The organism is Cellulosimicrobium sp. SL-1 (assembly GCF_011033075.1).
Taxonomy (GTDB): domain Bacteria; phylum Actinomycetota; class Actinomycetes; order Actinomycetales; family Cellulomonadaceae; genus Cellulosimicrobium; species Cellulosimicrobium funkei.
Genome location: NZ_JAACJC010000006.1, coordinates 140,447 through 162,138 on the forward strand (window position 1 = coordinate 140,447; position 21,692 = coordinate 162,138).

Genomic DNA, 21,692 nt, shown 5'->3' on the forward strand with positions numbered 1-21,692 from the left:
GGGGCAGGCGTGCGGCGGTCTTCTTCACCGGCTGCCCCGCGACGGGCACCACGCTAGGGGCTCGGCTCCCTCGGCGGCCTTCCCCGCCGGGGGTGAAATCCGGCGTGTCGTGGTCCGGCCGCCCCAGATGCGACCGGCGGCGGACGGCCACAGGGTGGGAGGACGCTCGACGCGTCGAGAACGGGGCGCGTGCCGTGGTCCTCCCGTGCACGCTCGTGCCCGGGAGGCGACCTCCCGAGGGAGAGACCATGTTCTTCCACCGTCAAGAGCTCCAGCACCAGGCCACGCCGGACCGCCCGGACGCCGTCTACGCCCGCAAGCTCCAGGAGGTGCTGGGCGGGCAGTACGGCGAGATCACCGTGGCCATGCAGTACGGCTTCCAGTCCTGGAACGCCCACATCCCCGGCAAGTACCGCGACCTGCTCTACGGCATCGGTGCCGAGGAGTTCGGGCACGTCGAGATGCTCGCGACGATGATCGCGCAGCTCCTCGAGAAGGCGCCCGTCGGCGCCGTCGAGGGAGCGGTCCAGAACGACCCGACCGTGGCGGCGATCATCGGCGGCACGGACCCGCAGCACGCGATCGTCGCGGGGGCCGGCGCACGGCCCGTCGACTCGAACGGCAACCCCTGGTCGGCCGGGTACGTGACCGCGAGCGGGAACCTGCTCGCCGACTTCACGGCCAACGCCAACGCCGAGATGCAGGGCCGCGTGCAGGTGGCGCGGCTCTACCACATGACCGACGACGCCGGGGTGAAGGACCTCCTGGCGTTCCTGCTCGCGCGCGACACGATGCACCAGAACCAGTGGCTCGCGGCGGCGCAGGAGCTGCGCGACGAGGGCGTCGAGGAGCTCCCGGTGCCCAGCACGTTCCCGCTGTCGAAGGAGGACCGCGACGTGTCCTACCAGTACATCAACTTCTCCGACGGCGTGCACGCGTCCGAGGGGCGCTGGGCGAGCGGCCCGACCCCCGACGGCAAGGGCGAGTTCACCTACGTCGCCGAGCCGCCCGCGGGCGTCCCGATGCCGCCGCCCACGACGCCGGACGAGCGCTTCCACGGCACGACCGGGAAGCCCTCGACGCTCGAGAAGGCGAAGGGCGCCGTCAAGGACGCCCTGCACAAGGACTGAGAGGGGAGGCCGACATGACCGCCGCATCCGCACCACGGGACGCCGCGCGGGCCGACCGCCCGGCGCGGGGCGTCCACCAGTACCTGGCGCTCGTCATCGGGATCGTCTACCTGCTGGTGGGCGTCGTCGGGTTCGCCGTCACGGGGTTCGACGGGTGGACCGTGCACGACCACTCGCAGACCCTGCTGGTCTTCGCGATCAACCCGCTGCACAACGTCGTCCACCTCGTCATCGGCCTCCTCGGCGTGCTGCTGTGGAGCCGGTCGTCGAGCGCCCGGACGTACGGCTGGATCCTCGCGATCGGCTACGGGGCCGCGTTCGTCTACGGGCTGGTCGTCGTGAACGACCCGGAGGCGAACGTCCTCAACATCAACGGCGCGGACAACGTGCTGCACGCGGTGAGCGCGGCCGCGGGCCTCGCCATCGCGCTGTGGCCGGCGCGCCGGGAGACCGGTCCCGCGACGCCGACCACGAGGACGGTCGCGTGACCGACACCCCGGTCGACCTGACGGCGAGCGAGACCGGGCGCGTCCTGCGGGACGTGCTCGGTCCGCTCGTCGCCCAGGGCGCCATCGTGCGGCGTCCCCGCGCGACCGCCTGGGCGGAGCGACGCCAGGTCGACCGCACGTCGCGCCGGGTGCTCGAGCGGCTGCGCGCCCGGTACGACGGCGCGCCGCTCGTCGTGCGCCTCGGGGGCCGGCGGCTCGTGCTCGCCACGCGGCCCGAGCACGTCGAGCGCGTCCTCGCGGGCTCGCCCGATCCCTTCACGCCGGCGTCCTGGGAGAAGCGGGGCGCGCTCGCCCACTTCCAGCCGGACGGCGTGCTGATCTCGCCGCTCCCGGAGCGGCTGGTGCGCCGCCCGTACAACGAGGCGGCGCTCGACATGTCCGAGCCCGTGCACCGCGACGGGGACGCGTTCGTCGCCGCGGTCGAGCGCGAGACCCGCGCGCTCGTCGCGACCGTCGAGGCGTCGGGCCGGCTGGACTGGGACACGTTCGCCGCGTCGTGGTGGCGCACCGTGCGGACGGTCGTCCTCGGCCGGGCGGCGCGCGACGACGAGCGCCTCGTCGCGATCCTCGACGCGCTGCGGCGCGACGGGAACTGGTCGTGGTTCCGGCCGCGCCGACCCTGGCTCCGCGCCGCCCTGGAACGGCGGATCGCCGAGCACGTCGCCGTCGCCGAGCCGGGGACCCTCGCGGCGCGCGGCCGCGACACCGGCGGGGCGGACGCCGTGCGCCGGCAGATCCCGCACTGGCTCTTCGCGTTCGACGCGGCGGGCGCCGCGACGTTCCGCGCGCTCGCGGTCGCCGCGGCGCGGCCCACCGTGCGCGACCGGCTGCTCGCGGAGCCGACGACCGCCGGGGAGGGTCCGGCCGTCCTCCCGTACGCCCGCGGGTGCGTGCTCGAGTCCGTCCGGCTGTGGCCGACGACGCTCGCGATCCTGCGCGACGCGACGGCCCCCGTGCGCTGGGGCGCGCGCACCTTCCCGGCGGGCACCGGGTTCGTCGTGCTCAGCGCGTTCTTCCACCGGGACGCGGACCGCCTGTCGTTCGCCGACGCGTTCACGCCCGAGGCGTGGCTCGACGGCCGGGCCGACGCCGACTGGGGCCTCGTCCCGTTCAGCGGCGGTCCCGTGTCGTGCCCCGGCCGCAACGTCGTGCTGCTCCTGGCGTCGCACACGCTCGCGCGCGTCGCGCGCCTCGACCTGGCCGTCGCGCGCGGCCGCTACCTCGCCCGGGACCCGCTCCCGCCGACGATGGACCACCTCGGCCTGCGGTTCGGGCTGCGCGGCGAGACGGCCCGCCGGGAGGGCGAGCTCGCCCCGAGCGCGGCCGCCTAGACACCGCCTAGACACTGCCCAGACAGCACGAGGGCCCGGGGTGCGCCGCACCCGGGCCCTCGTGCTGCCGCGCGTCAGGCGTCGCCCGACGCCTCCCCACCCGTGCGCGGGTTGACGTTCCCTGGCTCGGCGTCCGGGTCCGCGTCCTCCGACCCCGACCCGCTCGCCTGGCGCCCCTCGCGGGGGTTGAGCGACCGGGGGTCGGCGTCCGGGTCCTCGGCGGGGTCGTAGCCGCGCTCGTCGTTCTCGCTCATGTCGGCCTCCTCGGTCGGGCTCTCGTGCTGGTCTCGCGCCCCGGACGGGCGGCGCGTCCTGCCACCGTCGCACGACCTCCCGGCGCTCGCAGGCCTGGGGATGCCTGGCCGCCGACCCGCTCGTAGCCTGGGGGGGCGGCGGGCGTGACCGGCAGGTCCCGTCCGTCACGGAGAGTCGAGAAGGGGCCCCGCCGGCACGACGCCAGTCCAGGAGGTCCCGATGCCCGACGCGCCCAGCACGCTCGGCACGCTGCCCCGCCTGCGGAGCCTCGCGGAGGTCGCCGGGCTCGTGGAGGTGGTGCGCCCCCTCTACGTGCGGTTCAGCGGCGGTCCGGAGCAGGACGCCGAGAGCGTGAGCCGCGACCACGAGAGCGGGTGCCTGCTGCCCGGTCTCAGCGTCAACCCGCTGACGCCCGAGCCGTGGTGGGACCGCCCGGTGGAGCACTGGGTGGCGCGCCAGCTCTGCCAGTACGCGCACCTCATGACGCCGGAGCGCTTCCCGTGGCTCCTCACGGGCGAGGTCGCGGGGCGCGGCCCGGACAGCGAGCCGCTCCTCGTGGACGTCGTGCCGGCCGCGTCGCTCGACCCGCGGGTCGTCGAGGAGGCGGGCCGGCTCTACCGGGAGGCGTTCGACGCGGGCGACGACGGCACGTGAGGAGCGGCGCCGTCACGCGAGCCCGGGTCGCGTGCGGACGCGCGCGGCCGGGATCTCCCGGGGCCGCGTCGCCGTGTACCACCCGGCCACGAGGAGCACCATGAGCGCGACGTCCACGACGTCGCCCGCGTAGTACATGAGCTGCGCGCCCGTGCGCGCGTCGGTGGGGGAGACGCCCGCCGGCGGGTGCGCGTAGAGCCACTTCGCGAGCACGGAGTGCGCGGCGACGAAGGCGACGAGCACGCCCGCGCGCACCCGGAAGGACGCGCGGGACGGGTGCGGGTCCGGTCCGACGAGCGACGCGGTGAACAACCAGCCCGCGAGCAGGACGTGCGCGTGCACGACCACGCCCACGACGGCGGAGGAGTGGGCGAGGTGGAAGAGCCCTGTCGTGTACAGGAGCCAGAGCCCGCTCGCGTCGAGCAGTCCGGCCACCACGGGGTGGCCGACGACGCGCGGCACGGGGGAGCGCAGCACCGCGCTGACGCGACGCGCCCGGGCGGGCGGCAGCGCGCGCAGGAGCAGCGAGACGGGCGCGGCGAGCACGAGGAGCAGCGGCGCCAGCATCCCCAGCAGGACGTGCCCGGCCATGTGGGCCGTGAAGCTCGACCGCGACGCCTCCGCGAGCGGACCGACGGTCGCGACGCCCGCGCACGCGAGCCCTGCGTACCAGGACAGCGTGCGCCGCACGGGCCAGGGGCTGCGCGACCGGGCCGCCCGCAGCCCGGCGGCGTAGGCGGTGGCGCCCACGGCGAGCGCGACGACCGCGACGACCGTCAGCAGGGCGGGCCCGCCGGTCGCGACGTGGTCGTGCGGGGGCATCACGCGGTCCCGGGGGCGTCCGCACGGGCGGGCCGCGCGCGGCGCAGGACGACCAGCCCGACGAGGAGCGCGACGACCGCCGTGCCGATCCACACGACGTCGTACACCAGGAGGTCGACGCCGTACCGGATCTGGTGGATCCCGAGGATCTTGTGGTTGAGGACGCCGTCCAGGAGCTGGAAGCCCCCGACGCCGACGACCACGGCCCCGACCCAGCGCGACCACGACACCTCCGTGCGGCGGCGCACGTCGGCGAGCAGGAACAGCCCCCAGACGGTGACGAACCAGCCCACCGCGTGGAAGACGCCGTCGGCGGCGAGCGCCACCTGGGTCGTCGACAGGTCGTAGAAGTGGTGCCACTGCAGCCCCAGGTGGAACACGAACAGGTCGATGATCGACGCCGCGATCCCCGCGCCGAACAGGACGCCCGACAGGACGGTCCGGCGGTCGTGCGCGCGCGCCGCGTCGGCCGGGCCGTTCACGAGCGGCCCGGGTCGTCGTCGGCGGGGTCCGGCGCGTCCTCGACGACGAGCGCGCGCAGGAGGGACTCGGCGACCTCGCGCGGGCTCACGTTCCGGTGCCGGGCCGCCGAGTCGACGATGCGGCGGGCCTCGTCGGCGGAGCACTGGTTGGTCTGCATGATCGCGCCGACGGCGCGCTCCGTGGCGACGGCGTCGGACATGTCCCGGTAGAAGCCCGCGGTCGAGTCCTCGAGCACCACCAGCTCGAGCCGCAGCCCGACCGCGGACGCCACGAGCTGGGCGTACGCGTCGGCGGCGGTCATGAGCTCCGGCGTCCACGGATCGGGTGCGCGCGAGTACAGGTTGAGCGCGACGGCGACGTCCGCGGTGACGATCGCGGGGACGGCGACCGAGGAGACGAAGCCCTCCTCGGCGCACTGTCGTGCCCAGCGCTCCCAGCCGACGGACTCCTCGACGGACGGCACGAGCCGGGAGCCGCCGTCCTCCATCGCGTCGACGCAGGGGCCGGCGTCGTCGAGCGCCTCGGCCTGGTCGCAGCGCGCCGCGGCGTCGGTGCTGCTGCCCGCGCGCACGCTCACGCCGGCCTGGCGCACCGTGATGCTGACCTCGAGGCCGTGGCCGAGGATCGTCGCGGCCCGGTCCGCGAGCTCCTGCGGGAAGCTGGCGATGCCCATCGTGCCCTCCTGGAGGTCGGCGCCCGCGCCCACGCGGGCAGGTCCTCACGCTACGGCGGGTGCCTCCCGCTCGCGCGCACTCGCGCCGGGGTGCGCGAGCGGTTGCCAGTGCGGGGCGCGCGACTAGCGTCGCCTCATGGTGACCGTCACTCGGGCCGTGCGATGCCCCTCCGACGCGGTGCTCGGCGTCCTCGCGGACGGCTGGTCGTACTCGACGTGGGTCGTCGGGACGGCACGCATCCGTGCCGTCGACGACACGTGGCCCGCGCCCGGGTCGCGGATCCTGCACTCGGTCGGGCTGTGGCCCGCGCTGCTCGACGACGAGACGGTCGTGCGCGCCTGGGACCCGGACCGGGGGATCGACCTCCAGGCGCGCGGCTGGCCCGCGGGCGAGGCGCGCGTGCGGATCGAGGCGCGCCCGACGGAGCAGGGCTGCACCGTGCGGATCACGGAGGACGCCGAGAAGGGTCCGGGCACGCTCGTGCCCCGACCGGTGCGCAGCGCGGTGATCGGCCCCCGGAACGTCGAGGCCCTGCGCCGGCTCGCGTACCTCGCGGAGCGCCGGACCCCGTAGCGCGGCAGCACCGTGCCCGCGGCGCCCCCGCGTCAGGGGTCGCGCAGCAGCCGTGCCCACGCGGTGCGCACGAGCGCGCGGCGCAGCGACCCGCGCGGTCCGTCGGCGGCGAGCGCGGCCCGCGCCGCGTTCCACCCGCACGCCCCGTGGACCCCGCCGCCGGGATGGGCGGAGGCGCTCGCGAGGTAGAGCGACGCGACGGGCGTCTCGGGGCGGCCGAGGCCGGGCGTCGGGCGCAGGAAGAGCTCCTGGTGGACGGCCGACGTGCCGCCGTTGATCGCCCCGCCCGCGAGGTTCGCGTCGGCCGCCTCCAGGTCGGCCGGGGTCTGCACGAAGCGACCCACGACCGTGTCGGCGAAGCCGGGCGCGACCCGCTCGACCGCGTCCTCCACGCGGCGCACCTCGTCCGTGACGCGCTCGCGCGTCCACGGCACGCCGTGCGGCACGTGCGTGTAGGCCCACGCCGACTCGGTGCCCGCGGGCGACCGCGTGGGGTCCGACGTCGTCATCTGCCCGAGGACGAGGAACGGCCGCTCGGGGACGTGGCCGCGCGAGAGCGAGGCCGCGACGTCGACGAACCCCGCCCGGTCGACGCCGAGGTGCACCGTGCCCGCACCGCGCGCCCCGGGCGCGGTCCACGGGACGGGCCGGTCGAGCGCCCAGCTCACCTTCACCGTCGGGTGGTCCCACTGGAACCGGCCGAGGTCGCGCACGAGCCGCGCCGGGAGCCGGTCGGCGCCGACGAGGTCGAGGTAGAGCGCGGGCGCGCTGACGTCGGCGAGCACGGCGTGGCGGGCGCGCACGTGCCGCCCGTCGGCCGTGCTCACGCCGACCGCGCGACCGCGCACCACGTGCACGCGCTCGACCCGCGCGCCCGTGACGACGTCGCCCCCGCGGTCGCGCAGCCGCGAGACGAGCGCGTCGGGGAGCCGGCCGGCACCCCCGGTCGGGACGGGGAAGCCCACGTCCTGGCCGAGCATGGCGAGCAGCCAGCCGAACACGCCGCTGCCCGCGGCGTCGGGCGGGACGTCGGCGTGCATCGCGTTGCCGGTGAGCAGCAGGCCGCCCCCCTCGCCTCGGAACGTCTCGTCGGCCAGGCGGCGCACGGGCAGGACGGCGAGCCGGGCGAGGTCGAGCGTGCCCGTCGCGCCGAGCCGGCGCAGCACGCGCAGCACCGGCCCGGCCGCCGGGAGCGGGCTGAACAGCGCGTCGAGGAGCGGGTCGCGCACGCGGTCCCAGCCCGCCACGAGCTCGAGCCACGCGTCGCCGTCGCCGGGCGCGACCTCGTCGAGCCCGGCGGCGGTGTCCTCGGCGCGGGCGCGCAGGACGGCGGCACCGCCGTCGTCGAGGGCGTGCGCGAGGACGTCCGGGGCGCGGGACCACGTGAGGCCGTGCTCCTCGAGGTGCAGGCCCCGGATCACGGGCGACCCCGCCGCGAGCGGGTAGAACGCGCTGAAGAGGTCCGTCTCGTACCCCGGCGCCGCGACCTCGGCGGAGCGGACCGCGCCGCCGTACGTCTCCTGCGCCTCGAGGACGAGCACGTCCCACCCGGCGTCGGCGAGCGCGTTCGCGGCGACGAGGCCGTTGGGCCCCGCCCCGACCACGACGGCGTCGACGGTGGTCAGGCCCACGGGTCGAGCACGACCTTGATGCAGCCGTCCTCCTTGCGCTGGAACGTGCGGTACGCGTCGGGCGCCGACTCGAGCGGCAGCCGGTGCGTGCGCAGGTCCAGCACGCCGAGCGGGTCGGAGACGTCGGCGGCGAGGGGGAGGACGTCGTCGGTCCAGCGGCGCACGTTCGCCTGGCCCATGCGCAGCGTCACCTGCTTGTCGAAGAGCTGCATCATGGGCAGCGGGTCCTTCGCCCCGCCGTAGACGCCGGAGATCGAGATCGTGCCGCCGCGGCGGACGAGGTCGATCGCGGTGTAGAGGGCCGCGAGGCGATCGGTCGCGGCGCGCTCGGTGAGGGGCGCGGCGAGCGCGTCGGGCAGGACGCCGACGACCTTCTGGGTGGCCTCGGCGACGGGGGAGCCGTGCGCCTCCATCCCGACGGCGTCGATGACGGAGTCCGCGCCGCGGCCCGACGTGAGGTCGCGCACCGCGCCGACGAGGTCGTCGACCGCCGACGGGTCGAGGGTCTCGACGCCGTGGCGCTCGGCCATCGCGCGCCGCTCCGGCACGCGCTCGATCCCGACGACGCGGGACGCGCCACGGTGCAGCGCGATCCGCGCGGACATCTGCCCGATCGGGCCGAGCCCCAGCACCACGACCGTGCCGCCGGGCGGCACGTCGGCGTACTCGACGGCCTGCCACGCGGTGGGCACGACGTCGGAGAGGTAGAGGTAGCGCTCGTCCGGGGTGCCGTCGTCGGGCACGACGACCGGCCCGTACTGGGCCTGCGGCACGCGCAGGTACTGGGCCTGCCCGCCGGGCACCTGGCCGTAGAGCTTGGTGTACCCGAAGAGCGCGGCGCCCTTGTCCTGCGAGCGGACCTGCGTCGTCTCGCACTGGGTCTGCAGCCCACGCTCGCACATCCAGCAGTGCCCGCACGCGATGTTGAACGGGACGACGACGCGGTCGCCGACCCGGAGGTTCCCCGCCTCGGGCCCGACCTCCTCGACGACGCCCATGGCCTCGTGGCCCAGGACGTCGCCGGAGTCGAGGAACATCCCGAGCACCCCGTACAGGTGCAGGTCGGAGCCGCAGATCGCGGTCGACGTGACGCGCACGATCGCGTCCGTGGGCTGCTCGATCCGGGGGTCGGGCACGTCCTCGACGCTCACCTTCTCGCGTCCCTGCCAGGTCAGTGCTCGCATGGTGCTGCCGTCCTTCCGTGGGTGGTGCGTGTGCGTGGTGCGTGGTGCGTGCGTGGTGGGGACCGCGGGCTCAGCCCTTGCTCCCCGTCGTCGCCACCCCCTCGACGAAGTGCCGCTGGCCGAGGAAGAAGAGGAGGATCATCGGGAGGGTCGTGATGACGGAGGCCGTGACGACGACCTCCCACTGCGACTCGCCGCCGGGGCCGAACTGGTCGATGAGCGCCTTGAGGCCGCGCGGGATGGTGAACGTCGAGGAGTCCTGCAGGTAGATGAGCGGGCGCATGAGGTCCGTCCAGGCCGCCTGGGCCTCGAAGAGGAGCGTCAGGACGAGGGCGGGCCGGCACAGCGGCACCGCGATGCGCCAGAACATCTGCCAGTTGTTCGCGCCGTCGAGGCGCGCGGCCTCGAACGGCTCGCGCGGCAGGCCGAGGAAGAACTGCCGCAGCAGGAACACGTAGAACGCGCTCGCGAACAGGTTCCCCGCCCACAGCGGCACGTTCGTCCCCACGAGCCCGAGCTGGTTCCAGATGAGGAACGTGGGGATCATCGTCACGGCGCCCGGCAGCATCATGGTCGCGAGCACGAGCGCGAACAGGGCGCCGCGGCCGCGGAAGCGGAAGAACGCGAAGCCCCACGCGACGAGCGCGCTCGACACCGTGACGAGGCCCGCGGCGAGCACGGTGACGACGACGGTGTTCCCGAGCCACAGCGCGAGCGGTGCCTCTTGCCAGACGGTCACGTAGTTGTCGAGCGTGAACGTGCGCGGCACGAGCCGGTTGTCGAACACCTCGGCGCGCGGCTTGAACGACGCGGAGAGCAGCCACAGCAGCGGGTACACGAACGCGACCGTGGCGAGCACGAGGGCGGCGAGCACGACGGCGCGCAGCCACCGGCGGCGCGGCCCGCGCCCGGCGCCGCGCGTCCGGGCGGGGGGCGGCGGGCCCTGCGCCTCGGGCGCGCCCGTCGCCGGGTCCGGCGCGGCGCCCGGGCCGCTCACGGCGGGGCGGGGGAACGAGGGCGCGGTGGTCATCGCTGCTCCCCCTCGTAGTAGACGAGCCGTCGGGACACGACGAGCTGGACGAGCGTGACGAGCATGATGACGACGAACAGCAGCCACGCGAGCGCCGACGCGTACCCCATGTGGAGCTCCTGGAACCCCTCCTGGAAGAGGTAGATCACGTAGAACAGCGCGGCGTCGTTGCGGTAGGTGGAGTTGCCGGCGCCGAAGTAGGCCGAGTACGCCTCGGTGAACATCTGGAACCCGGCGATGGTGTTGATCACGACGACGAAGAACAGCGCGCCGCTGATCATCGGCACCGTGACGGCGCGCGTGCGGCGCCAGAACCCCGCCCCGTCGACGCGCGCGGCGTCGTACAGGTCGGTCGGCACGTTGCGCAGGGCCGCGAGCAGGATGATCACGGCCGAGCCGACGGTCCAGAGGCTGATGAGCACGAGCCCGGGCTTGATCCAGGCCTGGTCGGTCGTCCACGACGGTCCCTGGACGCCGAACCAGGACAGGACCTGGTTGACGACGCCGTACTGGCCGTTGAACAGCAGCAGGAGCAGCACGCCGACGGCGACCGGCGGCGTCATCTTGGGGATGAAGAACGCGGTGCGGAAGAAGCCTGCCGACCGGCCCGCCTGGTTGAGGAGCAGCGCGAGCGCGAGCGCGACGACCGTGTAGAGGGGCACCTGGACGACCGTGTACACGAGCGTGTTCCACAGCGACAGCGCGACCTTCGGGTCCTCCGCCATCTCGCGGTAGTTGTCGAGACCGACGAACGTCGGGTCGTTGATGACGTCGTAGTCCGTGAGCGACAGGTAGGCGCTGTAGAGGATCGGCCACGCCGTGAACACGAGGAACCCGACGATCCACGGGCTGATGAAGCGCAGCGCCGCGTTGCGCTCCCGCCGCGCGGACGCGCTCAGGCGCGGGCGGCGACCGCCCGGCGCCGTGCGGTGGCCGTCCGACGCCGGGGGAGGGGTCGGCAGGGTCGGCGCGACGTCGGCCGCCGCCACCTCAGTCCTCCTCGTCCCACCGCGCCCAGGCGTCGTCGAGCGCCTTCTGCGCCTCGTCCTGGGCCTGCGCGAGCGCCTCGGCCGGCTCCTGCTGGCCGTTGAGGACGCGGTTCACCGCGTCCTGCCAGGCGGTCTCGAACTCGTTGTCCGCGGGGTTCGCCGGGAGCGCGAAGGTCGCGTCGTTCGCCTCGTACATCGCGTCGATCGCGTCCTGCCACGGCTGGGGCGCGTCGTCGGGCACGAGGTCGTCCCGGATCTGCTGGTCCGCCTCCTCGTTGCCGGTGAGGACGCCCGTGAAGACCAGGCCGTCCTGCGCCCGCGCGTCGGCGCGCGCCTGCGCGGCCTCGACCCAGGCGCCCTTCTCCGTCATGAGGCGCGCGAACCGGCACGCCGCCGCGGGGTTCTCGCTCCCGCGCGGGACGGCCCAGGCGGAGCCGGACGCGAACGCGATCGCGTCGCCGTCGGGCGTGCGCACGGCGTCGAACGCCATGGGGGCGTCCGGGGACGACTCGTTGAGCACGTTGATGTACCACTGCTCCATCGGCATCGCGCCGAGGGCGTCGGTCGCGAACTGGTTCCCGGCGCCGAAGAAGTCGGCGGAGTCGCGGAACGTCTTGACCGCGGGGAACCCGCCCTGGGCGTCGTAGATCCCCACCGCCCACTCGAGCGACTCGACGACCTCGGGGGCGTCGAGCTGCGCGGTGCGGCCGTCCTCGGAGAGCAGGTCGGCGCCCACCGCCTTCGACCACAGCGGGAGGAACTCGGGCAGCTTCGAGTCGAACCCGATGACGCTCAGCGCCCCGCCGTCGGTGCGCAGGAGCGCCTCGTTCGCCGCCGTGACGGCCTCGCGGTCCGAGCCGTTGACGTCCTCGACGGTGAGCCCGGCCGCGGAGAGCAGGTCGGCGTTCGCCATCGTCACCTGGACCTGGTTGAACTCCGGGATCCCGTACACGCTGCCGTCGAACGTCACCTGGTCGACGGCGGTGTCCACGAACGCGTCCAGGTCGATCTCCTCGGCCGCGACGCACTCGTCGAGCGGGAGGATCGCGTCGCGCGACGCGAACGTGCCGATCTGGTCACGGTTCGCGTACACCACGTCCGGCGGGTTGCCCGACGCGACCGCCGAGAGGAAGGCCTGGATGTCGAGCTCGCCCTCCGAGAGGCGCACGTCGACGCCGTCGAGGCCCTCGACGGCGCGGTCGTAGCGGACCTCGCCGATCTCGTCACCGGTCCCGAAGCCCATGACCGAGAGCTCGCCCGAGGGCGACCCGTCGGCCGTGAAGTCGACGTCCGAGCCGTCGTCACCGGTGCCCTGCGCACAGCCCGTCAGGGCCAGTGCGGCGACCACCATGCTCGTTCCTGCGGCTGCCGCGCCGCGTCGGCGGACCATCATCTGCCTCCTCGTGGGAGCCACGGGGCGGACGGCAGGGGTGCGCGACGCCACCGTGGTGCTCGACGGCGTCGGCGTCTGGCTGCACCGACGCCGCCAGTGAAGCACCGGCTCTGCCCGCTCACACGTCGAGCCGCTGCTCGTGCCCGCTGCCCGGCGCGGGGTCGGCCGGGCGCGCGTGCGGGCTCCCGTCGGGCGGGGGACCCTCGTGCCGTGGCACGAGACGAGAGCAGGACGGGACCGACCCGGCCCGCGCCCCGGGCACCCCGGGTGGTGGAGGCGGGGACACGGGCGCGCCGCGCGGTCACGGCCGCGCAGCGGCAGTGGGTGCGCCACCCCCGGTGGTCGCTGGCGGTCAAGGGCGCGCTCGCGGCGGCCGTCGCGTGGTACGTCGGGGTGCTCGCCCCGGCCCCGTTCTCCGAGTACCCCTACTACGCCCCGCTCGGCGCGGTCGTCGCGACGACGAGCACGCTCGCGCGCTCCGTCCGCGAGTCGGCCCAGGCGATCCTCGCGATCCTCGTCGGCGCGGCGATCGCCCGGGGCGTCGACCTCGTCCTCGCCCCGAGCGCGCTGTCCGTGGCGGTCGTCGTGGGCCTCGCGCTCCTGTGCGCGGGGTGGCGGCGGTTCGGCGAGATGGGGACGTGGGCGGTGACGTCCGCCCTGTTCGTGCTCATCATCGGCAACGCCGCGAAGGTCGAGTTCGTCGGCGCGTACGCCGGTCTCGTCGTCGTGGGTGCGGGCATCGGCGTCGTCATCAACCTGCTCGTCCCCCCGCTGCCCCTCACCCCGACCGAGGAGGCCCTCGACGGGCTGCGCGACACGCTCGTCGACCAGGTCGAGGCGCTCGGCGACGGTCTCGCGGGCGAGCGCCCGCCGTCGGCGGAGGAGTGGGAGGAGCGGCGGCGCGAGGTGGAGCCCACGCTCACCCGCGCGCGCGACGCCGTCGCGCGGACCCGGGAGGCCGCGCGCGCCAACATCCGGCTGCGTCGCCACCGCGACTGGGCCGCGTCGCAGGTGCGGCGCGCGCAGGAGCTCGAGGGGTCGGCCGACGTCGTCGGGTCGCTCGTGCGGCTGCTCGTCGAGTGGGAGCGCGAGGACCGCGACGACCTCGCGCTCGGCGCGCGCCTGCGGCCGCTCGCGGCCCGCGCCCTGGACGCCTACGCCGGCGCGCTGCGGTCCGTCGGCACGGAGCCCGCCGACACGGACGCGCTCCGCGAGCTCTCCGCGCGGACGCAGGCGCTGCACGACGGCGTCCGGGCGGCGCGCCGCGAGGACGACCGCGACTACTTCGTCGCGGGCGCGGTCGTGCTCGCCCTGCGGCGCGGCGTGGCGGTGCTGACGGCCGGCTGACGCCGGGGAGGCCGCCGGGACGACGACGGCGGGCGACCGGACGTGCCGGTCGCCCGCCGTCGGGGGCGTCGCGCGGACAGGTCAGGAGGCCTGCGCGAAGGTCTGGATGCGGTCGATCTGGAGCGGCGGCTTCTTCTCGCCCGCGGTCACCGCGACCGGCAGCCGGTTCTGCGCCGGGGCGAGCGGGCACGTGACGAAGTTCGTGAACGCGCACGGGAAGGAGAAGGCGCGGTTGAGGTCGACCACGGTGTCGCCGTCCCGCTCGGTGTCGGGGACGCGCACGAGCCGGCCGTTGCCGTAGGTCTCCTTGCCGCTCGTGGTGTCGGTGAAGTGCGCGTTGCCGCGCTCGATGCCCGTGTCGTCGTCCGGGCGCCCGGCGACGAGGAGCGTGTGCTCCGTCCCGTCCAGGGTGAACGTCACGGTGCCGATCACGCGCTGCTCCTCGAACACCCCCCGCTCCACCGTCGGGTAGTCCGACGCCTGCTCGGCCGTCCGCGTGAACCGCGCCGGGAGAACCCACCGCTCGTCGAGCGGGAACGTCTCGATGTCGTCGAGGCGCTTGCGGGCCGCCTCGCGCGGGTCGCGGACGCGCACGCCGAAGATCTGGCGGCCGGTCGCGTCGGTACGGCGGATGGTCTCGACGCGCAGGTCGCCGTAGAACGCGGGCACGAGGGAGTACTTGTGGCCGGTCGACACGGGCGTCGGCGAGGTCACGGGGGCGCCGTCGAGCGTGACCGTCTCCCCGCTGCCGTCGGGCGTGTACACGACCTCGTCGTCCTGGACCGACCAGGTGCCGGGCACGCCCTCGACCTGCAGCGGCTCGTCGCCCGTCAGCCAGTCCTGGCTGACCATGGACATCCACCCGTAGGGGCTCGTCAGCTCGTCGATCCGGGCGCGGTGCCACTGCTCCCACTCCTGGCGGTACTCGGCGCTCACTGCGGGCATGTCGGTCCTCTCGTCGATGTTTCGGGTCACGGGTCGGGTCACAGGTCGGGACAGGGTCGGGGCGCAGGTCAGGGCACGCGCGTCGCGCGCTCCACGAACGCGCACACCTGCGCGAACGAGTCGGCGTCGGCGAACGCGTTGCCCGCGGGGGTCCCGCCGGCCGACAGCTCGATGCCGGAGACGGGGTGGCGCGTCGGGCCCTGCGGGACGGGGAGGTGCGGCAGGGCGATCGAGTGCCCCGCGTCGGGGTAGTCGAGCAGCAGCGTCTCGTGGGCGTGGCCCGCGGCGCGCAGCGTCTCGACGACCTGGCGGGCGTACATGCTCGAGGGCCACAGGCCGTCGGCCATGCCGGAGACGCACGCGACGGGGCCCGCGACGCGCTCGACGGGGATGCGCGACGCGGCGGCGAACCGGCGGTCGCGCAGGCCGTCGACGTAGACGTCGCGGTACCGGTCCGGGGGCGGCCCGCCGGTCCACGGCTGCCACGTCACGCCGGGGTTGTCCTGCCACAGGTGCGGGAGCGGCTCGCCGTCGAGCGTCCACGTGGGGGAGTCCCACCCCTGCGCGGGGTCCGCGGCGCCCTGGGAGCCGTGCACGTGGGCCCCGGGCACGTAGGCGACGACGGCGCCCACCAGGCCGGGGTAGGTGGCGCCCAGCAGGAGCGCGAGCTCGCCGCCCCGCGACTGGCCGCTCACCACGACGACGCCCGCGCGCGGCGCGAGCTCGCGGTGCACGTGGTGCAGCGCGGTCTCGAAGTACTCCAGCGGCGTTCGGGTGATGTGGTCGGGGAGGCCGGGAACGCCGAAGTAGCCGAGCGCGAGCGCCTGCACGCCGCGCGACGCGTAGAGCGCGCCGCGCTGCTCGTTGATCCCCCCGCCGGAGCCGTTGAGCACGACGATCGTCGGGTGCGGACCGTCGCCCGCCGGCACGAAGAGCGTGCCGACGAGCCCGTCCTCGCGGACCTCGCGCCGCCGCACCCCGGGCCCGGTCCAGCGCTGCACGAGGTCGGCCGTCGCGCGCTGCGTGGCGTCGGACTCGTCCCACGCCTCGAGGCGCGTGCGCAGCGGGCGCGAGACGTCGGTCGCGGCCGGCCGGCCGGGCGTCGTGCCGGGCGTCGGGTCGGGCCGCTGCGACGTGAGGAGCGCCATCCCGTCGACGCGCCCGTAGTCGCCGGTCATCGGCGGGTCGCGGTCGAGCCGGACGGTGCCTGACCGGTCCGCGCGGTAGGTCGCGCGGGCGGACCACGCGGTCCCGGCGCGGTCCGTCGTCGCGCGGACCGTGACGAGCGCGCCGGGCGCGGCGCCGCTCACCTCGATGCGGCGGGCGACGTCGAGCAGGTCGTCGGCGGGGCTGACGGTGAGCCGGAGCGTCACGGCGTGCCTCCCGTCGCCGGGGCCAGCGCGTCCCAGACGTCGCGGTCGACGACGAACGTCTCCGCGTCCGGACGGGCGCCCGGGACGCGGCCTCCGGCGCGCGTCCAGTCGTCGCCGAGGCGGTCGGCCCGGTCGGCGAGGTCCTCGGCGCCGAACGCGCGGGGGTCCAGCGCGAGCACCCAGAGACCGCGGCCCACGGCGTCGCCGCGCGCCCCGGTCAGCAGCCCGGCGAGCGCCTCCACCGTGAGACCGAGGAGGGACCCGAGCAGCCCCGCCGGGAGCAGCGCGCCGACGGCGCCCGCGTCCCGGGTGGCCTCGCCGTCGGGGCCGAGCGCCGCGCCGTCGGGCAGGGGCGTGCCCTCCCGGGCGCGGCGCCGCACGTCGGCGAGCGTGACGGCGCTCGTCGCGGCGTCCACGACGAGCGCACGACCCTGCCCGGCCCGCGGCACCGCCACGGCGAGCGGGTTCGTGCCGACCACGGGGGCGGTCCCGCCGTACGGGGCGACGGTCGCGGGGGACTGGGCGAGCGCGACCCCGACCAGCCCGTCCTCGGCGAGCGCGCGGACGTACGCGCCGACGCGCCCCGTCCCGCCCGCGTGGCGCACGGCGACCACGCCGACGCCGAGCGCGCGGGCGAGCCCTGCGGCCCGGCGGACCGCCGCGGCGAGCGCGACCGGCCCGGGGAGGTCGTACGCGTCCAGCGTCGCGGTCGCCCCGGTCACGACGGCGGACGGCGCCCCGGTCCCGGCGCGCCCCGTCGTCGTCCGCGCGCGCGCGTCCCGCAGCTCGCGGACGAGGAGCGCGAGGCCGAACTCCGGCCACCCCGACGCGTCCCCCGCGACGACGGCGCGGGCCGCGAGGTCGGCGTCGGCGGGGTCGTGGGCGGCGAGCGCCGCGCGGGCCCGGGCACGGGCGTCCGCGGCGTCGACGCGCACGGTCGAGGTGGCGGGCACGGCGGTCCTCTCGGGTGGTGGGGATGGGTCGGGTCGTGCGGGCGGGGCGGGGCGCGGGCCGTCGCGCGGAAGAGACGCTCAGTCGTCGCCGAAGAACGCCCCGGAGTCGATCGCGAGGCCCATGACGACGCTGCGACCGCGGCGGATGTGCTCGAGCTCGAGGCGAGCCGCGCGCTCGCCGTCGCCCGCGCGGAGCGCCTCGATGAGGAGCCGGTGGTCGTCGAGCGGAGGCCCGGGCTCCAGGGGCTGGCGCCCGCAGAGCCGGAACGCCCGCTCCAGGTCCTCGAGCGCGAGCTCGGTGATCGCGTGCAGCCGGGGGTTGCGCGAGTACTTCGCGACCCGGCAGTGGAACAGGTGCGACGCCGAGAGGATCGACTGCACGTCCTGCGCCTGCGGGTACGTGCCCTCGGCGATCGCCGCGAGCTCGTCGACCTCGGCCGGGCTCGCGTGGGCGGCCGCGAGGCGCGTCGCCATCGGTCCCGTCGCCTCGCGCACGTCGAGCACGTCGACGAGCGTCTTGAGGGTGACCGGGGCGACGCGGCACAGCGCGCGCGGGCGCACGTCCACGAGGCCGTCGTGGTCGAGGCGGTGCAGCGCGTCGCGCACCGGCGTGCGCGACGTCCCGAACTCGGACGCCGTCTCGGTGACGTCGATCTCCTCGCCGGGGCGCAGCTCGGTGAAGATGATCCGGCGCCGCAGCTCGTGGTAGATCCGGTCCGCGGCCGGGACGACGCTCATGCGCCGGCCCCGGGCACGCGGGACGGGTCGTGGTGGGGTGGGTTCATGCTGCCTCCTACTGACGGGACCAGGGCACGAGACGTCGTTCGAGCACCGTGACCAGGGTCGTGGAGAGGTAGCCCAGCACGGAGATGGTGACGATGCCCACGTACATCTTCGCGACGGCGAACGTCGTCCACGAGCTCCAGATGAGGTAGCCCAGGCCGTTGCGCGACCCGACGAACTCCGAGGCCGCGATGATGACGAACGCGCCGCCCACCGCGAGCTTGAGCCCGGTGAAGATGCTCGGCAGCGCGGCGGGCAGCGCGACCGTGCGCCAGCGCTGGAGCCGGCCAGCGCCGTTGGCGGTCGCCACGTCGAAGTAGATCTGCGGCGTCTGGAGCACGCCGCCCATCGCGTTGTAGAAGACGTAGAAGAACACGCCGATCGCGACGATCACGTACTTGCTCGCCTCGCCGAGGCCGAACACGAGGAGCAGCAGCGGGAAGATCGCGACCTTCGGCACGGGCAGCAGGCTCGCGAAGATCGGCCCGAGGAGCGTGCGCAGGGTCGTGACCGACCCGAGCGCGATCCCGAGGACCAGCCCGGGCACGGCGCCGAGCACGAACCCGATCGCGATGCGCGTGAGCGTGATGCCCGCGTGCTCGAAGAGCTCGCCGCTCCCGACGAGCTGCGCGAACGTCTCGGCGATCGACGACGGCGGCGGGAAGAACCGCGCGTCGAGCACGTTCGTCCGGCTCGCGAGCTCCCACACCGCGAGGAGCAGGAGCGGCGTGAAGGGCCCGACGACCCGCACGAGGCGACCCGTCCGCCGGCGGCGCAGCTCCTCGGTCAGCTCGCGCGTGATCTCGGCCGTGCGGTCGTCGGCGTCGTGGGGCGCGTCCGGGGCGCCGCCCGGCGCGGCGTGGCCGCCCGGGCGGACGGGGGCGCGCTCGTCCGTGGGGGTCGTCATGCGACCGCCTCCCGGACGCCCGCGGCGGAGCGCTCGTCCGCCCCCGCCGCGTCCTGCACCGCGGCGTCCTGTGCCTCCGCGTCCCGCAGGAGCCGCCACAGCTCGTACGTGATCTCGCCGTGGCGCGGGTCGCGGCGCAGCTCGAGGATGTCGCGCGGGCGGTCGAAGGGGACCCGCACGTCGGCGAGGATGCGCCCGGGCCGGGCGGACATGACGACGACGCGGTCCGCGAGCACGAGCGCCTCGTCGACGCTGTGCGTGATGAAGAGCACCGACCGCGAGGTCTGCGACCAGATCTTCAGCAGCTCCTGCTGCAGCACGACGCGCGTCTGCTCGTCGAGCGCGCCGAACGGCTCGTCCATGAGGAGGGTCGCGCCGTCGTCGGCCAGCGCCCGCGCGACCGACGTGCGCTGCCGCATGCCGCCCGAGAGCTGGTGCGGGTAGAAGCCGCGGAACTCCGTGAGGCCCACCATGTCCAGGAGCGGGGCGACGCGCTCGCGCCGGGCCGAGCGCCGCACACCGCGCAGGCGCAGGGGGTACTCGACGTTCTGCTCGACCGTGAGCCACGGCAGCACGCCGTGGTCCTGGAAGACGACGGACGGACGGGCCGCCATCGTCACCGTCCCGCGGTCGGCCTCCTCCAGGCCCGCGAGGATGCGCAGGAGGGTGCTCTTGCCGCACCCGGAGGGTCCGAGCACGCAGACGAACTCGTTGTCCTCGATGGTGAGCGACACGTCCTGGAGCGCGACGAGCACGTCGTCCCGGCGACGGTCGTGGAACCCCTTCCAGAGGCCCTCGACGGAGATGGCCGTCACGAGCCGAGCTCCGCGGCCCGCTCGCGCGCCTGCTCGAGGAGGTCGGCGCGGAAGATGCTCTCGACGTCCGCCTCGCCCTCGTACTCGAGCGTGCCGCGGTCGCGGAAGAACTGCTCCTGGGCGTGCACGTCCTCCCAGTCGATCTCGCCCGTCGGGTCCTGCTCCGTGAGCGCGAGCGACGTGAGCGTCTCGACCGGCAGCTCGGTGTACCGCGCGATGATCTCCTGGTTCGCCGGGTCGTCCCAGCCGCCCGCCTCGAGCTCCGCCGCGGCGCGCAGGTACGCGGCCGTGAACGCGACGACCGCGTCGGGGTGCTCGTCGACGTACTCGGTGCTGAACACCAGGGCGCCGAGCTCGGTGCCCGCGTGGTAGTCGATCGGGAGGATCTCGGACGCGATGCCCTCGCTCTCGAGCGACGACGAGATGGGCTCGATCGACCAGGCGGCGTCGACCGAGCCGCCCACGAGCGCGGGGCCCGTCTCGGGCGGGCCGACGTTGACGAGCTCGACGTCGTCGAGCGTGAGGCCGCCGGCCTCCAGCGCCTTGGCCACCGAGTAGATGCCGAAGCCGCCGTCGCCGGGGATGCCGACGCGGCTGCCGGCGACCTGCTCGATCGACGTGATGCCGGAGTCGGCCGCGACGACGAACGGGGCCGGGTTCGGCCCGCTCTCCGGCACGCGCGAGACGCTCGCGATGACCGAGAGCGACGCGCCGGCCTCGGTCGCGTTGAACAGGCCCGCGCCCCACGTCGCGCCACCGGCCGTGACGTTGTTCGTGCTGACGAGCTGGTAGGTCTCGCCCGACGTCCCGCCCTTGGCGAGGAGCTCGACGTCGACGCCCGCCTCCTCGAAGTACCCCTTGTCCTCCGCGAGGAAGAACGGCGCGTAGTCCGCGTAGGGGGAGTAGAGGAACGAGATCTGCGGCGCGGCGTCGTCCCCGCCGCCGGACGGGTCGCTCCCGCCCGCGCAGCCCGCGAGGATCCCTGCCGCCGCGACGAGCGAGATGGTGACCGACGAGCGGCGTGAGATGGCCATGAGTCCTCCTGGGGTCTGACACACGAGCAAGCGCGCCGTGATGTGCTTGCCACTATGCGCTAGTGCATCAGTTGGCCCCAGCGTGGTCCCCATCGTCTCACGTGGTGGGACGACGTAACGCGAGGGCAGGGCTCGACGGCGGATCGGCGGCCTGCCGTGGGCAGCCCGCCCGCCCGGCCTGCCGTCCTCACGGCTCGAGGACGCGCGCCTTCTGCTCCGCGAGCTCGGCGTCGGTGAGGACGCCCCGGTCCCGCAGCGCGGCGAGGTCGCGCAGCTGTGCGATGCGCACGTCCATCGCGGACGCGCCTCCGGACGCCGTCCCGCCGTGCCCGGGGTCGTGCGCCCCGCCGTGCGGCCCGACGTGCGCGCCGGACCGGTCGTCGTCGGGCAGCCCGGTCACGGCGCCGAGCACGCCGACGAGGTCGGAGTCCTGCACGCGGTAGGTCCTGCTCGACGCCGGGTGGGCGCGCCCGACGTCGTCCAGCATCTGCTGCACGAGCGCGCCCACGGGGCCGCGGACGACGAGCTCGACGTCGGGCCGGTCGTCGGGCGCCGCCGTGCGCAGCTCGACGAGGTCGAGCCCGAGCGCCGCCAGCCGCTGGAGGAGGCCGTACAGCGCGGCCTGGTCGCGGACCCGCGCCTCGAGCCGCGTGCACTCCACGGACCGGCGCACGCCGAGCTCGGCGAGGTCCGGCCCGGGCAGCACCACCGGCCCCAGCACCGTCACCTCGACCAGCGTCGTGCGGTCCATGCGTCCTTCTCCCGGCTCGCCCACGTCGGTCCAGGATGCGCGGGCACGGACCCGGGCGGGATCACCCGGCGAGGGTGGCCCGCGGCGCCCGGCGGTCGACTACCCCCGACGGGTGAGCACGCGGAC

General features: G+C 75.3%; 24 protein-coding genes. 7 read left to right on the plus strand and 17 right to left on the minus strand.

Going from position 1 to position 21,692, the window contains the following annotated elements:
- Nucleotides 1-248: 248 nt before the first annotated feature.
- From GWJ10_RS10915 to GWJ10_RS10925, 3 genes are read left to right on the plus strand one after another with little or no spacing between them, the layout of a single operon-like run.
- On the plus strand, nt 249-1,130 hold the full coding sequence (locus GWJ10_RS10915; protein ID WP_163187424.1) for a manganese catalase family protein: 882 nt from the start codon (nt 249-251) through the stop codon (nt 1,128-1,130).
- 14 nt (nt 1,131-1,144) lie between these two features.
- Entirely contained in the window at nt 1,145-1,618 is a 474-nt protein-coding gene (locus GWJ10_RS10920) for a DUF4383 domain-containing protein (RefSeq protein ID WP_163187426.1), read from the plus strand.
- A complete protein-coding gene (locus GWJ10_RS10925; RefSeq protein WP_163187428.1) occupies nt 1,615-2,970 on the plus strand; it encodes a cytochrome P450 in 1,356 nt (451 codons plus the stop codon). The genes GWJ10_RS10920 and GWJ10_RS10925 overlap by 4 nt, the downstream gene beginning before the upstream one ends.
- Before the next feature lie 74 nt (nt 2,971-3,044).
- Here GWJ10_RS10925 and GWJ10_RS10930 read toward each other — a convergent pair whose 3' ends face one another.
- Nucleotides 3,045-3,224: a hypothetical protein gene (locus tag GWJ10_RS10930; RefSeq protein WP_061267414.1), complete on the minus strand. Its 180-nt coding sequence runs from the start codon at nt 3,222-3,224 to the stop codon at nt 3,045-3,047.
- Between the two features lie 220 nt (nt 3,225-3,444).
- Here GWJ10_RS10930 and GWJ10_RS10935 point away from each other — a divergent pair, with 220 nt between their 5' ends.
- Nucleotides 3,445-3,879 (plus strand): DUF6098 family protein, encoded by a 435-nt coding sequence (locus GWJ10_RS10935; protein WP_163187430.1) that lies wholly within the window; start codon nt 3,445-3,447, stop codon nt 3,877-3,879.
- A gap of 12 nt (nt 3,880-3,891) precedes the next feature.
- On the opposite strand, the gene GWJ10_RS10940 is transcribed toward GWJ10_RS10935, so the two are convergent.
- The 3 genes from GWJ10_RS10940 to GWJ10_RS10950 are packed head-to-tail and all read right to left on the minus strand — an operon-like array spanning nt 3,892 to nt 5,890.
- Entirely contained in the window at nt 3,892-4,701 is an 810-nt protein-coding gene (locus GWJ10_RS10940) for a cytochrome c oxidase assembly protein (RefSeq protein ID WP_163187431.1), read from the minus strand.
- Nucleotides 4,701-5,183 (minus strand): DUF2243 domain-containing protein, encoded by a 483-nt coding sequence (locus GWJ10_RS10945; RefSeq protein WP_163187433.1) that lies wholly within the window; start codon nt 5,181-5,183, stop codon nt 4,701-4,703. The genes GWJ10_RS10940 and GWJ10_RS10945 overlap by 1 nt, the downstream gene beginning before the upstream one ends.
- A complete protein-coding gene (locus GWJ10_RS10950) occupies nt 5,180-5,890 on the minus strand; it encodes a GAF and ANTAR domain-containing protein (protein WP_163187435.1) in 711 nt (236 codons plus the stop codon). The genes GWJ10_RS10945 and GWJ10_RS10950 overlap by 4 nt, the downstream gene beginning before the upstream one ends.
- Before the next feature lie 103 nt (nt 5,891-5,993).
- Here GWJ10_RS10950 and GWJ10_RS10955 point away from each other — a divergent pair, with 103 nt between their 5' ends.
- A complete protein-coding gene (locus GWJ10_RS10955; RefSeq protein ID WP_163187437.1) occupies nt 5,994-6,431 on the plus strand; it encodes an SRPBCC family protein in 438 nt (145 codons plus the stop codon).
- Between the two features lie 32 nt (nt 6,432-6,463).
- Here GWJ10_RS10955 and GWJ10_RS10960 read toward each other — a convergent pair whose 3' ends face one another.
- From GWJ10_RS10960 to GWJ10_RS10980, 5 genes are all read right to left on the minus strand, one after another.
- On the minus strand, nt 6,464-8,062 hold the full coding sequence (locus GWJ10_RS10960) for an NAD(P)/FAD-dependent oxidoreductase (protein WP_241005758.1): 1,599 nt from the start codon (nt 8,060-8,062) through the stop codon (nt 6,464-6,466).
- Nucleotides 8,053-9,246, minus strand: a complete 1,194-nt coding sequence (locus GWJ10_RS10965) for a zinc-dependent alcohol dehydrogenase (protein ID WP_163187439.1) — start codon at nt 9,244-9,246, stop codon at nt 8,053-8,055. Before GWJ10_RS10965 ends, GWJ10_RS10960 begins: the two co-directional genes overlap by 10 nt.
- 70 nt (nt 9,247-9,316) lie before the next feature.
- The gene (locus tag GWJ10_RS10970; protein ID WP_085387839.1) at nt 9,317-10,276 is read right to left on the minus strand and encodes a carbohydrate ABC transporter permease; all 960 of its coding nucleotides are present in this window, start codon (nt 10,274-10,276) and stop codon (nt 9,317-9,319) included.
- Complete coding sequence (locus GWJ10_RS10975; protein WP_346773830.1) at nt 10,273-11,265, minus strand: sugar ABC transporter permease; 993 nt, start codon at nt 11,263-11,265, stop codon at nt 10,273-10,275. Before GWJ10_RS10975 ends, GWJ10_RS10970 begins: the two co-directional genes overlap by 4 nt.
- A gap of 1 nt (nt 11,266) precedes the next feature.
- Nucleotides 11,267-12,616 (minus strand): extracellular solute-binding protein, encoded by a 1,350-nt coding sequence (locus tag GWJ10_RS10980; protein WP_241005759.1) that lies wholly within the window; start codon nt 12,614-12,616, stop codon nt 11,267-11,269.
- Between GWJ10_RS10980 and GWJ10_RS10985 the strand changes: the two genes are divergently transcribed.
- Together GWJ10_RS10985 and GWJ10_RS10990 are read left to right on the plus strand one after the other, a co-directional pair.
- Nucleotides 12,615-12,758 (plus strand): hypothetical protein, encoded by a 144-nt coding sequence (locus GWJ10_RS10985; protein WP_163187287.1) that lies wholly within the window; start codon nt 12,615-12,617, stop codon nt 12,756-12,758. The two genes, GWJ10_RS10980 and GWJ10_RS10985, sit on opposite strands and share 2 nt — an antisense overlap.
- A 110-nt stretch (nt 12,759-12,868) precedes the next feature.
- Nucleotides 12,869-14,005 carry a hypothetical protein gene (locus GWJ10_RS10990; RefSeq protein WP_128957500.1) on the plus strand — a complete coding sequence of 379 codons (1,137 nt, stop codon included), beginning with the start codon at nt 12,869-12,871 and terminating at the stop codon, nt 14,003-14,005.
- Nucleotides 14,006-14,086: 81 nt separating this feature from the next.
- On the opposite strand, the gene GWJ10_RS10995 is transcribed toward GWJ10_RS10990, so the two are convergent.
- The 8 genes from GWJ10_RS10995 to GWJ10_RS19850 form a co-directional block, all read right to left on the minus strand.
- Nucleotides 14,087-14,950: a DUF1684 domain-containing protein gene (locus tag GWJ10_RS10995; RefSeq protein WP_163187443.1), complete on the minus strand. Its 864-nt coding sequence runs from the start codon at nt 14,948-14,950 to the stop codon at nt 14,087-14,089.
- 68 nt (nt 14,951-15,018) lie between these two features.
- Nucleotides 15,019-16,323, minus strand: a complete 1,305-nt coding sequence (locus tag GWJ10_RS11000) for an acyl-CoA thioesterase/bile acid-CoA:amino acid N-acyltransferase family protein (protein WP_163187445.1) — start codon at nt 16,321-16,323, stop codon at nt 15,019-15,021.
- Nucleotides 16,320-17,276, minus strand: a complete 957-nt coding sequence (locus GWJ10_RS11005; protein ID WP_163187447.1) for an Ldh family oxidoreductase — start codon at nt 17,274-17,276, stop codon at nt 16,320-16,322. The genes GWJ10_RS11000 and GWJ10_RS11005 overlap by 4 nt, the downstream gene beginning before the upstream one ends.
- A gap of 78 nt (nt 17,277-17,354) precedes the next feature.
- Nucleotides 17,355-18,014 carry a GntR family transcriptional regulator gene (locus tag GWJ10_RS11010; RefSeq protein WP_021483335.1) on the minus strand — a complete coding sequence of 220 codons (660 nt, stop codon included), beginning with the start codon at nt 18,012-18,014 and terminating at the stop codon, nt 17,355-17,357.
- Between the two features lie 55 nt (nt 18,015-18,069).
- Nucleotides 18,070-18,966: an ABC transporter permease gene (locus GWJ10_RS11015; RefSeq protein WP_081600323.1), complete on the minus strand. Its 897-nt coding sequence runs from the start codon at nt 18,964-18,966 to the stop codon at nt 18,070-18,072.
- Nucleotides 18,963-19,781: an ABC transporter ATP-binding protein gene (locus tag GWJ10_RS11020; RefSeq protein ID WP_163187449.1), complete on the minus strand. Its 819-nt coding sequence runs from the start codon at nt 19,779-19,781 to the stop codon at nt 18,963-18,965. The genes GWJ10_RS11015 and GWJ10_RS11020 overlap by 4 nt, the downstream gene beginning before the upstream one ends.
- Entirely contained in the window at nt 19,778-20,815 is a 1,038-nt protein-coding gene (locus GWJ10_RS11025; RefSeq protein WP_021482976.1) for an ABC transporter substrate-binding protein, read from the minus strand. The genes GWJ10_RS11020 and GWJ10_RS11025 overlap by 4 nt, the downstream gene beginning before the upstream one ends.
- Nucleotides 20,816-21,002: 187 nt before the next feature.
- Nucleotides 21,003-21,566 (minus strand): SHOCT domain-containing protein, encoded by a 564-nt coding sequence (locus tag GWJ10_RS19850; protein ID WP_241005760.1) that lies wholly within the window; start codon nt 21,564-21,566, stop codon nt 21,003-21,005.
- Nucleotides 21,567-21,692 lie beyond the last annotated feature (126 nt).

What these genes read in the sequence shown, in the direction of transcription:
- GWJ10_RS10915 (WP_163187424.1), top strand. Translation starts at nt 249, where the DNA reads ATGTTCTTCCACCGTCAAGAGCTCCAGCACCAGGCCACGCCGGACCGC.
- GWJ10_RS10920 (WP_163187426.1), top strand. Translation starts at nt 1,145, where the DNA reads ATGACCGCCGCATCCGCACCACGGGACGCCGCGCGGGCCGACCGCCCG.
- GWJ10_RS10930 (WP_061267414.1), bottom strand. Translation starts at nt 3,224, where the DNA reads ATGAGCGAGAACGACGAGCGCGGCTACGACCCCGCCGAGGACCCGGAC.
- GWJ10_RS10935 (WP_163187430.1), top strand. Translation starts at nt 3,445, where the DNA reads ATGCCCGACGCGCCCAGCACGCTCGGCACGCTGCCCCGCCTGCGGAGC.
- GWJ10_RS10940 (WP_163187431.1), bottom strand. Translation starts at nt 4,701, where the DNA reads ATGCCCCCGCACGACCACGTCGCGACCGGCGGGCCCGCCCTGCTGACG.
- GWJ10_RS10955 (WP_163187437.1), top strand. Translation starts at nt 5,994, where the DNA reads ATGGTGACCGTCACTCGGGCCGTGCGATGCCCCTCCGACGCGGTGCTC.
- GWJ10_RS10965 (WP_163187439.1), bottom strand. Translation starts at nt 9,246, where the DNA reads ATGCGAGCACTGACCTGGCAGGGACGCGAGAAGGTGAGCGTCGAGGAC.
- GWJ10_RS10970 (WP_085387839.1), bottom strand. Translation starts at nt 10,276, where the DNA reads ATGACCACCGCGCCCTCGTTCCCCCGCCCCGCCGTGAGCGGCCCGGGC.
- GWJ10_RS10985 (WP_163187287.1), top strand. Translation starts at nt 12,615, where the DNA reads ATGCTCGTTCCTGCGGCTGCCGCGCCGCGTCGGCGGACCATCATCTGC.
- GWJ10_RS10980 (WP_241005759.1), bottom strand. Translation starts at nt 12,616, where the DNA reads ATGGTGGTCGCCGCACTGGCCCTGACGGGCTGTGCGCAGGGCACCGGT.
- GWJ10_RS10995 (WP_163187443.1), bottom strand. Translation starts at nt 14,950, where the DNA reads ATGCCCGCAGTGAGCGCCGAGTACCGCCAGGAGTGGGAGCAGTGGCAC.
- GWJ10_RS11010 (WP_021483335.1), bottom strand. Translation starts at nt 18,014, where the DNA reads ATGAGCGTCGTCCCGGCCGCGGACCGGATCTACCACGAGCTGCGGCGC.
- GWJ10_RS11015 (WP_081600323.1), bottom strand. Translation starts at nt 18,966, where the DNA reads ATGACGACCCCCACGGACGAGCGCGCCCCCGTCCGCCCGGGCGGCCAC.
- GWJ10_RS11025 (WP_021482976.1), bottom strand. Translation starts at nt 20,815, where the DNA reads ATGGCCATCTCACGCCGCTCGTCGGTCACCATCTCGCTCGTCGCGGCG.
- GWJ10_RS19850 (WP_241005760.1), bottom strand. Translation starts at nt 21,566, where the DNA reads ATGGACCGCACGACGCTGGTCGAGGTGACGGTGCTGGGGCCGGTGGTG.